Genomic DNA, 12,591 nt, shown 5'->3' on the forward strand with positions numbered 1-12,591 from the left:
GTGACAGTCACCCGCCCGAACCTTTTCTTTGTTGGCCTGATGGGTGCCGGCAAGACCACCGTCGGCCGTACCGTGGCCCGGCGCCTGAATTACCCGTTCTTCGATTCGGATCACGAACTCGAGGCGCGTTGCGGCGTGCGTATCCCGATCATCTTCGAGCATGAGGGTGAAGCGGGCTTTCGCGACCGCGAGGCGCAGGCGATCGACGAGCTGACCCAGCGCCGCGGCATCGTGCTGGCCACCGGCGGCGGCGCGGTGCTGCGCCCGGAGAATCGCGCCCACCTGAAGGCGCGCGGCACCGTGGTCTACCTGCGCGCCAGCCCGCACGACCTGTGGCTGCGCACCCGCCACGACCGCAATCGCCCGCTGCTGCAGACCGAAGACCCCAAGGGACGGCTGGAGACGCTCTATGGTGAGCGCGACCCGCTTTACCGCGAGGTGGCGGATTTCATCATCGAGACCGGCAAGCCTTCGGTAGCGCAGCTTGCTAATATGGTGTTGATGCAACTTGAAATGGCCGGTTTCACCGTTGCCGCCGAAGAACCCGAAGGGGCAGACGGCGAGTGCGCGGACAACCTCCCGGCGCAGGACCAGAATCACAATGATCACCCTTGAAGTCAGCCTCGGGGAGCGCAGCTACCCCATCCATATCGGCACCGGCCTGCTTGACCAGGCTGAGTTGTTCCGCCCCCATGTGCGTGGCCAGCATGCCGTCATCGTCACCAATGAGACCGTAGGGCCGCTGTACGCCGCCCGCGTCCAGGCCAGCCTGGCGGCGCTTGGCAAGACCGTGCGCACCGTGACCCTGCCCGACGGCGAAGCCTTCAAGCAGTGGGAAACGCTCAACCTGATCTTCGACGCGCTGCTTAGCGCGGGCGCCGACCGCAAGACCACGCTGATCGCGCTGGGCGGCGGCGTGGTGGGCGACATGACCGGGTTCGCCGCTGCCTGCTACATGCGCGGCGTGCCGTTCGTGCAAGTGCCCACGACCTTGCTCTCGCAGGTGGATTCGTCGGTTGGCGGCAAGACCGGCATCAATCACCCGCTCGGCAAGAACATGATCGGCGCCTTCCACCAGCCCAATGCGGTGATTGCCGACATCGACACCCTGCGCACGCTGCCGGAGCGCGAGCTCGCGGCGGGCCTGGCCGAGGTGATCAAGCACGGCGCCATGGCCGATGCCGGCTATTTCGGCTGGATCGAGGGCAATATCCGCGCGCTCAACGCCTGCGACCCGGACATCATGGCGCTGGCGGTCAAGCGCTCCTGCGAGATCAAGGCTGCCGTGGTGGCCCAGGACGAGCGCGAGGGCGGCCTGCGCGCCATGCTTAATTTTGGCCACACCTTCGGCCACGCGATCGAGGCTGGCATGGGCTATGGCGAGTGGCTGCACGGCGAGGCCGTGGGTTGCGGCATGGTGATGGCGGCGGACCTGTCGCACCGGCTCGGCTTCATCGACACCGAAACGCGCGCGCGCGTGGTGCACCTCATCCGCGCCGCCATGCTGCCTGTGGTCGCGCCGGAACTCGGCACCGACCGCTACATCGAACTGATGAAAGTGGACAAGAAGGCAGAAGCCGGCAGCATCAAGTTCATTCTGCTCAGGAAGCTGGGCGAAGCCTTCATCACCACCGTGCCAGACCCTGACCTGCGCGCTACCTTGCAGCACGCGGTGCTCAGGCCGCCTACCGAGGCGCCGGTCGCCTGACGCGATTGGTTGTGCCTTGCAACGCCGTCCGGGCGGCGCACTGCCACCCGGCGCACGCCCGACCGGATTGCCGCATGACCGACCTCGAAAGCCATCTCGCTCCCTATGCCGCCCGCTCCGCGCAGACGCTTGGGCGGGCGCACGCCGAACCGGTCTCGTCCTCGCGCACAGAATTCCAGCGCGACCGCGACCGCGTCATCCACAGCACGGCCTTCCGGCGGCTCGAGTACAAGACCCAGGTCTTCGTCAATCATGAAGGTGACCTGTTCCGCACCCGGCTCACCCACAGCCTGGAAGTGGCGCAGATCGCCCGCTCCATTGCCCGCAACCTGCGCTTGAACGAGGATCTGGTCGAAGCCATCTCGCTGGCGCACGATCTTGGGCACACGCCCTTCGGCCATGCTGGCCAGGACGCGCTGAACAACTGCATGAAGAATCACGGCGGCTTCGAGCACAACCTGCAGAGCCTCCTGGTGGTGGATGAGCTGGAGGAGCGCTATGGCGGCTTCAATGGGCTCAACCTGACGTTCGAGACGCGTGAGGGCGTGCTCAAGCATTGCTCGCGCGTCAATGCCTCTGCGCTTGGGGAGCTGGGCCGGCGCTTTCTGGAGGGCACGCAGCCCTCGCTGGAGGCCCAGCTGGCCAACCTGGCTGACGAGATCGCCTACAACAACCACGACATCGACGACGGCCTGCGCTCGGGGCTGCTCACGCTCGAGCAGATGGACGAAGTGCCGATGTGGGGGCGCCATCGCGCCGAGGCGATGGCGGCGTTTCCCGGCATCAACGGGCGGCGCGTGATCAACGAAACCGTACGCCGCATGATCAACACGCTGATTGTCGACCTGATCGAAACCACCAGCCAGAACATTGCCGCCGCCAACCCGCGCAATATCGAGGCCGTGCGGGCTGCAGGCCCGCTGGTGGCCTTCAGCGCGCCGGTGCGCGAGGAAGCGGCGGCACTCAAGCGTTTCCTGTTCCGCCATCTCTATCGCCATTACCTGGTGATGCGTATGTCCTCCAAGGCCCAGCGCATCATCACCGACCTGTTCGATGTGTTCATGGCGGATCCGCGCCTGCTGCCGCCGCAGTACCAGGCGGGACAAGGCCGTGACCCGTCCCGGCTGATCTCGCACTACATCGCCGGCATGACCGACCGCTATGCGATCCGGGAGCACCGCCGCATTTTTGCTGTCGACGAAGGCAGTTAGGCCGGCGCGGCCAGTGGGAAAATTGGGGACGGATCAGGCTGCGGCTACGCTATCATCGGGCATCGCTTCCGTTTGATGCCATCCGACCGGCAAGCACCTATCGCCGATTCCTTTCGCCCATCATGGCCCGACTTCCTCGTTTCTCCCCGGCTTCGCTGCCGGCACTGGTGTTGCAACGCGGCAACAATCGTCAGCCCGTCTTCCTTGGCACCGACGACTACCTCCACTACCTGGACTGCCTGCGCATGGCCGCGCGGGAGCACGACCTGGCGATCCACGCTTACGCCTTGCGGCCGAATCATGTCCACCTCGTGGCAACCCCACGGCATGCCGATTCGCTCAGCCTCACCATGCAAGCGGTAGGGCGGCGCTACGCGCGCTATTTCAACCGGGTCGCGGACCGTACCGGCACGCTGTGGGATGGCCGCTTTCGCTCGGCGGTGTTCGATCCGATCGCCTGGATGCTGCCGGCCATGCAATACGTGGAGGGCAACGCCGTGCGTGCCGGCGAGGTGATGTCGGCCGACGGGGATCGCTGGAGCAGCTATCGCCACCATGCCGGCATCGAGGCCAGCCCCTTTGTGAGCGATCACTCTGCGTACTGGGCTCTGGGCAATACGCCGTTCGAGCGCCAATCCAATTACCGTGCCGTCACCGCCGAAGGGCTGTCGTCGATGACGCTGGCCACACTTCGCAGCCACGCGCATAGCGGCTGGCCGCTGGGTGACGCGGCCTTCCTTGCGCAACTCGAGCGCCAGGGCGGGCGGCGCGTCCAGCCGTTGCCCAAGGGCCGCCCGGCGGGCCGATCCGCAATGGACAGGGAGTCCGAGCCGGACATGGTCTAGCCTTGGGCCGGACGTGTGAAGTACGGCGCGCTCGGCAGCTACGAGATCAGCAATGCACGCTTCGCGCTGCACCATTTTTATCTGTCCCCAAATAAAGACCATCCCCGATGTGGTGCGAGGCTTAATATTATCTGACCCCATTTAAAAATTTTGCGGGACGCGTACGATTCTTTTATAGTTGCTCCACCCACATTCATTGTGCGGCGCGTCACGCCTGTGTACGCCGCTGCGGCCCCGCTGTCTCTCTGGTTCCCCGTCCCCGGTTTCCAACCGGCCCCGGTGGAAGAGTGCGGTCCCCGTTCCGGTCTGCCTTGCTGGCTCGCAGCCCTCACCGGAATCAAGCCCGTGGACCAATCGCAATCCCAATCAAAGCAAACGATGGCCCAAGCGCAGGCCGCAGAGTCTGCCGCCGCTGCGCATGCGCCTGCCTCGCGTCCGCAAGCCCAGGGCATGTACGACCCCGCCAATGAAAAAGACGCCTGCGGCGTCGGCATGGTTGCCCATATCAAGGGCAAGAAGAGCCATGAGATCGTCCAGCAAGGCTTGAAGATCCTGGAAAACCTGGACCACCGTGGCGCGGTCGGCGCCGATGCGCTGATGGGCGACGGTGCCGGTATCCTGATCCAGATCCCGGACCAGTTCTACCGAGAAGACATGGCCAAGCAGGGTGTGACCCTGCCGCCGTCCGGCGAGTACGGCGTGGGCATGATCTTCCTGCCGAAGGAGCACGCCTCCCGCCTGGCCTGCGAGCAAGAGCTCGAGCGCACCGTGCGCCTGGAAGGCCAGGTCGTGCTGGGCTGGCGCGATGTGCCGGTCGACGCCGCCATGCCGATGTCGCCGACGGTGCGCACCACCGAGCCGGTGATCCGCCAGATCTTCATCGGTCGCGGCCGCGACATCATGACCACGGACGCGCTGGAACGTAAGCTCTACGTGATCCGCAAGACCGCCAGCCATGCCATCCAGGCGCTCAAGCTCAAGCACGGCAAGGAGTACTTCGTGCCGTCGATGTCGGCGCGCACGGTCGTGTACAAGGGCCTGCTGCTGGCAACGCAAGTCGGCGAGTACTACCTGGACCTGCAGGACCCGCGCGCCGTCTCGGCCCTGGCCCTGGTGCACCAGCGCTTCTCCACCAACACCTTCCCGGCCTGGGAACTGGCCCACCCGTACCGCATGGTCGCCCACAACGGCGAAATCAACACGGTCAAGGGCAATGTGAACTGGGTCAACGCGCGGACCGGCGCGATCTCGTCGCCGGTGCTGGGCGACGACCTGCCCAAGCTGTGGCCGCTGATCTATCCCGGCCAGTCGGACACGGCATCGTTCGACAACTGCCTTGAACTGCTGACGATGGCCGGCTACCCGCTCGTCCACGCCATGATGATGATGATCCCGGAAGCCTGGGAGCAGCACACCATGATGGACGACAACCGCCGCGCCTTCTACGAGTACCATGCCGCCATGATGGAGCCCTGGGACGGCCCCGCCGCGATCTGCTTCACCGATGGCCGCCAGATCGGTGCCACGCTGGACCGTAACGGCCTGCGCCCGGCACGCTTCTACGTGACCGAGGACGACATCGTGGTGCTGGCTTCGGAAGCCGGCGTGCTGCCGTTCCCCGAGTCGCGCATCGTGCAGAAATGGCGCCTCCAGCCGGGCAAGATGTTCCTGATCGACATGGAGCAAGGCCGCATCATCGACGACAAGGAACTCAAGGACAACCTGGCCAACGCCAAGCCCTACAAGAGCTGGATCGACGCCGTGCGCATCAAGCTCGACGAGCTGGATGCCAAGCCCGAGGACGTGGCTGCCGAGAAGAAGCCGGACGCACGCCTGCTGGATCGCCAGCAAGCCTTCGGCTACACGCAGGAAGACGTCAAGTTCCTGATGGCGCCGATGGCGCTGGCAGGCGAGGAAGCCACCGGCTCGATGGGCAATGACAGCCCGCTGGCCGTGCTGTCGTCCAAGAACAAGACGCTGTACCACTACTTCAAGCAGCTGTTCGCCCAGGTCACCAACCCGCCGATCGACCCGATCCGCGAGAACATGGTGATGTCGCTGGTGTCCTTCATCGGACCCAAGCCCAACCTGCTCGAGTTGAACAACATCAACCCGCCGATGCGTCTCGAAGTGTCCCAGCCCGTGCTGGACTTCAAGGACATCGCCAAGATCCGCAACATCGAGCACTACACCGGCGGCAAGTTCCGTTCGTATGAACTGAACATCTGCTACCCGCAGGCATGGGGCAAGGAAGGCATCGAAGCCCGCCTAGCCTCGCTGTGCGCGGAAGCCGTGGATGCCGTGCGCTCGGGCTACAACATCCTGATCGTGTCGGACCGCCGCGTCGATGCGCAGCACGTGGCCATCCCCGCGCTGCTGGCAACGTCCGCCATCCACCACCACCTGGTGGACAAGGGCCTGCGTACCTCGGCCGGCCTGGTGGTGGAAACCGGCACGGCGCGCGAGGTGCATCACTTCGCGCTGCTGGCCGGCTACGGCGCCGAAGCCGTGCACCCGTACCTGGCGATGGAAACGCTGGCCGACATGGCACAAGGCCTGTCCGGCGACCTGTCGCCCGAGAAGGCGGTCAAGAACTTCGTCAAGGCGATCGGCAAGGGCCTGCAGAAGGTGATGTCCAAGATGGGCATCTCCACCTACATGTCGTACACCGGTGCGCAGATCTTCGAAGCCATCGGCCTGTCGCGCGAGCTGGTGCAGAAGTACTTCCACGGCACCGCGACGAATGTCGAAGGCATCGGCATCTTCGAGGTGGCCGAGGAAGCGCTGCGCCTGCACCAGGACGCCTTCGGCGACAACCCGGTGCTGGACACCATGCTGGAGACCGGCGGCGAGTACGCCTACCGCGTTCGCGGCGAAGCGCATATGTGGACCCCGGACTCGGTGGCCAAGCTGCAGCATGCTGTGCGCGCCGACGACGGCAAGGGCGCGTACCAGACGTACAAGGAATACGCCAACATCATCAACGACCAGAGCCGCCGCCACATGACGCTGCGCGGCCTGTTCGAGTTCAAGGTCGATCCGACCCGCGCCATTGCGCTGGAAGAAGTGGAACCGGCCAAGGAGATCGTCAAGCGCTTTGCCACCGGCGCCATGTCGCTGGGCTCGATTTCCACCGAAGCCCACGCCACGCTGGCCGTCGCGATGAACCGCATCGGCGGCAAGTCCAACACCGGTGAAGGCGGCGAGGACGCGAACCGCTACCGCAACGAGCTGCGCGGCATCCCCATCAAGCAAGGCGACACGCTGCAGGGCCTGCTGGGCACCGAAGCCGTGGTGCGCGACCAGGAACTGCAGGCTGGCGACTCGCTGCGCTCGAAGATCAAGCAGGTGGCCTCGGGCCGTTTCGGCGTGACCGCCGAATACCTGGCGTCCGCCGACCAGATCCAGATCAAGATGGCACAGGGCGCCAAGCCCGGCGAAGGTGGCCAGCTGCCCGGCCACAAGGTCTCGGACTACATCGGCAAGCTGCGTTACTCGGTGCCGGGCGTGGGCCTGATTTCGCCGCCCCCGCACCATGACATCTACTCGATCGAAGATCTGGCGCAACTGATCCACGACCTGAAGAACGTCAACCCGGCCTCCGATATCTCGGTCAAGCTCGTGTCCGAAGTGGGCGTGGGCACCGTGGCAGCGGGCGTGGCCAAGGCCAAGGCCGATCACGTGGTGATCGCCGGCCATGACGGCGGCACCGGCGCTTCGCCGCTGTCGTCGATCAAGCACGCCGGCACGCCGTGGGAGCTGGGCCTGGCCGAGACGCAGCAGACGCTGATGCTCAACGGCCTGCGCAACCGTATCCGCGTGCAGGCCGACGGCCAGATGAAGACCGGCCGCGACGTCGTCATCGGCGCGCTGCTGGGAGCCGACGAGTTCGGCTTCGCTACCGCGCCGCTGGTGGCCGAAGGCTGCATCATGATGCGCAAGTGCCACCTGAACACCTGCCCGGTGGGCGTGGCTACGCAGGATCCGGCGCTGCGCGCGAAATTCCAGGGCAAGCCCGAGCACGTGGTGAACTTCTTCTTCTTCATCGCCGAAGAAGCCCGCGAGATCATGGCGCAACTGGGCATCCGCACGTTCGACGAGCTGATCGGCCGCGCCGACCTGCTCGACACCAAGCCCGGCATCGAGCACTGGAAGGCGCGCGGCCTTGATTTCACCCGCGTGTTCTACCAGGCACCGTTCCCCGCCGAGCTGCCGCGCTTCCATACCGACGTGCAGGACCACGGCCTGTCGCTGGAAGCCGGCAAGGCACTGGACCACGTGCTGATCGCCAAGGCTCGCCTGGCCATCGACAAGGGTGAGCGCGTGTCGTTCATCCAGCCGGTTAAGAACGTCAACCGTACCGTCGGCGCGATGCTCTCGGGCGTGGTGGCCAAGCAGTACGGCCATGAAGGCCTGCCTGACGACACCATCCACATCCAGTTGCAGGGCACCGCCGGGCAGTCCTTCGGCGCATTCCTGGCGCACGGCGTCACGCTGGACCTGGTGGGCGACGGCAACGACTACGTGGGCAAGGGCTTGTCCGGCGGCCGCGTGATCGTGCGCGCCCCGCATGAGTTCCGCGGCGACCCGACACGCAACATCATCGTGGGCAACACCGTGCTGTATGGCGCGATCGCTGGCGAGGCGTTCTTCAACGGCGTGGCGGGCGAGCGCTTCGCGGTGCGCAACTCCGGCGCGGCCGCGGTGGTGGAAGGCACGGGCGACCATGGCTGCGAGTACATGACCGGCGGCACCGTGGTGGTGCTGGGCGGCACTGGGCGCAACTTCGCGGCCGGCATGTCGGGCGGCATGGCCTATGTCTATGACGAGGACGGCCTGTTCGACAAGCGCTGCAACACCTCGATGGTGGCACTGGAAACGGTGCTGGCCGCGGCAGACCAGGAGAAGGGCCAGTCGCCCGCTTCCTGGCACAAGATGGGCGGCCAGCGCGAGCTTGACGAAGTCATCCTCAAGGGCTTGATCGAGCAGCATTTCCGCTTCACGGGCTCAGAGCGCGCCAAGGCATTGCTGGCCGACTGGACCACGGCACGCCGCAAGTTCGTCAAGGTCTTCCCGACCGAGTACAAGCGCGCACTGGGCGAGATGTATGCCAAGGAACAGGAAGCGAAAGACAGCGACCGGGAAGCCATCGCCGCCTGAGCCCCGAGGGCAGGGCAGAGAGCCCGACCAAGCATGAGCGCTGTCGCGGATTCGCGCCGGCCTCACAAGATACTGACCTCACAGCGGGGCCGGCGCATGCGCCGGTGCCGCTCAGCATGACCAAGGACGCAACATGGGTAAGGCGACTGGCTTTCTCGAATTTCCGCGCCAGAACGAAGGTTACGAGCCCGTAACCAAGCGCGTGAAGCACTACAAGGAATTCGTATTCGCGCTGTCCGACAGCGAAGCGAAGATCCAGGGCGCGCGCTGCATGGACTGCGGCATCCCGTTCTGCAACAACGGCTGCCCGGTCAACAACATCATCCCCGACTTCAACGACCTGGTGTATCGCCAGGACTGGAAGTCGGCGATCGAGGTGCTGCACCAGACCAACAACTTCCCCGAGTTCACGGGCCGCATCTGCCCGGCACCGTGCGAAGCTGCCTGCACCCTCGGCATCAATGAAGCACCGGTCGGCATCAAGTCGATCGAGCACGCCATCATCGACAAGGCCTGGGAAGAAGGCTGGGTTGCCCCGCGGCCGCCCAAGCACAAGACCGGCAAGACCGTTGCCGTGGTTGGCTCCGGCCCCGCCGGCATGGCCGTCGCCCAGCAATTGGCGCGCGCCGGCCATGACGTGACCGTGTTCGAGAAGAACGACCGCATCGGTGGCCTGCTGCGCTATGGCATCCCCGACTTCAAGCTTGAGAAGTGGCTGATCGACCGCCGCATGGAACAGATGCAGGCCGAAGGCGTGACCTTCCGTGCCGGCGTGATGGTGACCGACGGCGAACTGCCGGCCGGCATCAAGAGCTATGCGCGTGAAACCATCTCGGCACAGGCCCTGCAAGACCAGTTCGACGCCGTGGTGCTGGCGGGTGGCTCGGAAGTGCCGCGCGACCTGCCGGTCCCGGGGCGCGAGCTCGACGGCATCCATTACGCGCTGGAATTCCTGATCCCGCAGAACAAGGAAGTGGCCGGCGACGAGCCCAACGCGCTGCGCGCCGATGGCAAGCACGTGATCGTGATCGGTGGCGGCGATACCGGCTCCGACTGCGTAGGTACGTCGAACCGCCATGGCGCGGAATCGATCATCCAGTTCGAGCTGCTGCCGCAGCCGCCGGAAGAAGAGAACAAGGCGCTGGTGTGGCCGTACTGGCCGATCAAGCTGCGCACCTCGTCCTCGCACGACGAAGGCTGCAACCGCGACTGGTCGGTCGCCACCAAGGAGTTCATTGGCGAGAACGGCAAGATCACCGCGCTCAAGGCCTGCCGCGTCGAATGGAAGGATGGCAAGATGCAGGAAGTGCCGGACAGCGAGTTCATCCTCAAGGCGGATCTCGTGCTGCTGGCCATGGGCTTCACCAACCCGGTGGGCTCGCTGCTCAGCGCTTTCGGCGTGGATACCGACGCGCGCAAGAACGCCCGCGCCAGCACCGAAGGCGATCGTGCGTATCACACCAACGTGCCCAAGGTGTTCGCCGCTGGCGACGTGCGCCGCGGCCAGTCGCTGGTGGTGTGGGCGATCCGCGAAGGCCGCCAGGCCGCGCGTTCGGTCGATGCCTTCCTGATGGGGCATTCCGAGCTGCCGCGCTGATTCGCGTAATGGCTTTGCTGATGCGGTGACGCGTGACTCGCGCCGCAAGACCCGCCCCGCGCAAGCCGGGCGGGTTTTTTTATAGCGGCGCGCTCAGCCTGGCTGCAGCGTACGGCCCATCAGCACGGCATCGTTGCCGTAAGCCGCCAGTTTGGCGGACGCGGCAGCGCTTGGAGGCGTCAAATTCTCGTACCCGAGTCTGCGCCACCATGCCGCAGCCGATTGCACGGCGACCAGCCGCGACGAGCGCAATCCGGCAGCGAGCGCGGTCGTGCGGGCCGCGGCGTAGAGCGTTGGCGCCAGGCCCCGGCCCTGGCCGGCGGGCGCTACCGCCATATCGTGCACGAACCAGGTCAGTATGCCGGCCGGCTCACCAGCGCGTTCCCAATGCCGCTCCAGCACCCCGTCGAGTGCTGGCAGGCTGTTCTGGGGCCACATGTGGGTAAACAGATAGGCTGCCAGCTCACCATTCCGGCCGGCGGCCACCCAGCAAGTGGCGGGCGACAGCGCCAGGCGGCTGCCGAGGGCTGCGGCGGACTCGAGCAGCATGCCGCGATAGCACTGGGCCTGGATTTCCAGCACGGCGGGCAGGTCGGTGGCCAGCATGGGCCGAGGAGTGTATTCACGCATGACGGGCGATTATAGTGGCGTCGAAGCACAGGCGCGCGGATGCCCGGAGATCCGCGCCCAGCCATGCTTACAGGGTTGTCCCGGCTATGGTTAACGTGGTCTGTGCGGTTTTGGGCATTCTTCGTAGAATGACCTGACAATTAGAACAAAGAAAACAAAGACTGCCTCGCTAATCCCTTTTCAGCCGATCAAGACGCCACGGCGATGCCAGTGGCCCGGAGGAATTGATGTCCGAAGTGCGCATTGTTTCGCGGCTTTGGCGAGGTAAGGCGACGTTGCTTCACCCCGCTGCCATGCCGGCTTGTCCGCAGCTGTTTTCGCATGTCTGGCTTCTGCTGTTCCTCGCTGCCCTGCTGCTTGCCGCGAGCCGGCCCGGTCTGGCCCGACCCGCCTCTGTGCCGGTTACCCAGGCGGCGGCGCCTGCGCGCCCGATATCGTTTCCCGTCCGTCCCATTCGCCTGATTGTGCCTTTCCCGGCCGGTGGCGTGCCGGATGCCGTGGCGCGCCTGCTGGCCGAGCGCCTGGCGGAACGCCTCGGCGTGCCGGTCGACGTCGACAACCGGCCCGGTGCGGGCGGCACCACGGCGGGAGACGTGGTGGCCAAGGCCAGTTCCGACGGGCATACCCTGCTGTTCCACCAGGCCACCATGCTGATCCAGCCTGGCCTGGAGCCGGTGCCTTATGACGTAGTGCGCGACTTCACGCCGGTGGCGCGGGTCGCGACCATGCCGCTGTTCCTGGTGATCGACGCGCGCCTGCCGATGCGCACGCCGCAGCAATGGCTCGCCGCGGTCAATGCCAGTCCGGGATCCTACAGCTACGGTTCCGGCCAGGCCGGCAGCCCCTCGCATCTCTATGCCCAATACGCCGTGCATGGTGTGCCGAACGGGGTGCCGCTGGTTACGGCCAAGGGCGAGGCGGCGGTGGTGCAGGAGATGCTGGCAGGGCGCGTCAGTGCTTGCTTCTGCGCGTTTGCTTCCGTGCAGGCCCAGGTCAAGAGCGGCAACTTGCGCCTGCTTGGCGTGACTGGTGTGGCGCGCTCGCAACTGGCGCCCACGGTGCCCACGCTGCAGGAGTCGGGGGTGGATGGCTACGGCGCGGCGGCCTGGTACGGCGTCATTGCCCCGGCCAAGACACCGCATGCCATCGTGGCGCGGATCGCCAGCGAGCTGGACGGCATCATGGGCGAGCGCGAGGTGCGGGATCGCCTGCTGGCTGCAGGCCTGACGCCGTTGCGCGATTCGCCGGAAGCCTTTGCGACGGCGATCCGGTCGGAGTCGATCCAGTGGCAGGTGATCTTGCGGCAAACTGGCGGGCCTACTGAACCTTGAGCTTTGCTTTTTCGGCAGAGATCACCGAAGCCTGCAAGGCAAATGTGATGAAACAATGATTTGCATAGAGTGGATGTGGATTGCGCCACACTGCCTCGGGCAGCGCTAG

At 65.6% G+C, this 12,591-nt stretch carries 8 protein-coding genes; 7 read left to right on the forward strand and 1 reads right to left on the reverse strand.

Annotated elements, in window-relative coordinates; genetic code table 11:
* The 6 genes from AC1RWI_RS18710 to AC1RWI_RS18735 all read left to right on the forward strand — a co-directional run bounded on the left by AC1RWI_RS18710 (position 1) and on the right by AC1RWI_RS18735 (position 10,521).
* On the forward strand, positions 1-615 hold the full coding sequence (locus AC1RWI_RS18710) for a shikimate kinase (RefSeq protein WP_043350282.1): 615 nt from the start codon (positions 1-3) through the stop codon (positions 613-615).
* Positions 602-1,708, forward strand: coding sequence for a 3-dehydroquinate synthase (aroB, locus tag AC1RWI_RS18715; RefSeq protein WP_492867975.1), 1,107 nt, complete (start codon positions 602-604; stop codon positions 1,706-1,708). Before AC1RWI_RS18710 ends, aroB begins: the two co-directional genes overlap by 14 nt.
* 74 nt (positions 1,709-1,782) lie before the next feature.
* Entirely contained in the window at positions 1,783-2,919 is a 1,137-nt protein-coding gene (locus AC1RWI_RS18720) for a deoxyguanosinetriphosphate triphosphohydrolase (protein ID WP_492867977.1), read from the forward strand.
* 122 nt (positions 2,920-3,041) lie between these two features.
* On the forward strand, positions 3,042-3,764 hold the full coding sequence (locus tag AC1RWI_RS18725; protein ID WP_492867980.1) for a transposase: 723 nt from the start codon (positions 3,042-3,044) through the stop codon (positions 3,762-3,764).
* Positions 3,765-4,142: 378 nt separating this feature from the next.
* Entirely contained in the window at positions 4,143-8,924 is a 4,782-nt protein-coding gene (locus AC1RWI_RS18730; RefSeq protein ID WP_043350268.1) for a glutamate synthase-related protein, read from the forward strand.
* A gap of 133 nt (positions 8,925-9,057) precedes the next feature.
* The gene (locus AC1RWI_RS18735; protein WP_492867982.1) at positions 9,058-10,521 is read left to right on the forward strand and encodes a glutamate synthase subunit beta; all 1,464 of its coding nucleotides are present in this window, start codon (positions 9,058-9,060) and stop codon (positions 10,519-10,521) included.
* A gap of 93 nt (positions 10,522-10,614) precedes the next feature.
* Here AC1RWI_RS18735 and AC1RWI_RS18740 read toward each other — a convergent pair whose 3' ends face one another.
* A complete protein-coding gene (locus AC1RWI_RS18740; protein ID WP_492867984.1) occupies positions 10,615-11,151 on the reverse strand; it encodes a GNAT family N-acetyltransferase in 537 nt (178 codons plus the stop codon).
* A gap of 293 nt (positions 11,152-11,444) precedes the next feature.
* On the opposite strand from AC1RWI_RS18740, the gene AC1RWI_RS18745 reads away from it, so the two are divergent.
* The gene (locus tag AC1RWI_RS18745; RefSeq protein WP_419188888.1) at positions 11,445-12,482 is read left to right on the forward strand and encodes a Bug family tripartite tricarboxylate transporter substrate binding protein; all 1,038 of its coding nucleotides are present in this window, start codon (positions 11,445-11,447) and stop codon (positions 12,480-12,482) included.
* The last annotated feature ends 109 nt before the right edge of the window (positions 12,483-12,591 follow it).

This window comes from Cupriavidus sp. MPR-AND1C, assembly GCF_058809705.1.

What these genes read in the sequence shown, in the direction of transcription:
- aroB (WP_492867975.1), top strand. Translation starts at nt 602, where the DNA reads ATGATCACCCTTGAAGTCAGCCTCGGGGAGCGCAGCTACCCCATCCAT.
- AC1RWI_RS18720 (WP_492867977.1), top strand. Translation starts at nt 1,783, where the DNA reads ATGACCGACCTCGAAAGCCATCTCGCTCCCTATGCCGCCCGCTCCGCG.
- AC1RWI_RS18725 (WP_492867980.1), top strand. Translation starts at nt 3,042, where the DNA reads ATGGCCCGACTTCCTCGTTTCTCCCCGGCTTCGCTGCCGGCACTGGTG.
- AC1RWI_RS18730 (WP_043350268.1), top strand. Translation starts at nt 4,143, where the DNA reads ATGGCCCAAGCGCAGGCCGCAGAGTCTGCCGCCGCTGCGCATGCGCCT.
- AC1RWI_RS18735 (WP_492867982.1), top strand. Translation starts at nt 9,058, where the DNA reads ATGGGTAAGGCGACTGGCTTTCTCGAATTTCCGCGCCAGAACGAAGGT.
- AC1RWI_RS18740 (WP_492867984.1), bottom strand. Translation starts at nt 11,151, where the DNA reads ATGCGTGAATACACTCCTCGGCCCATGCTGGCCACCGACCTGCCCGCC.
- AC1RWI_RS18745 (WP_419188888.1), top strand. Translation starts at nt 11,445, where the DNA reads ATGCCGGCTTGTCCGCAGCTGTTTTCGCATGTCTGGCTTCTGCTGTTC.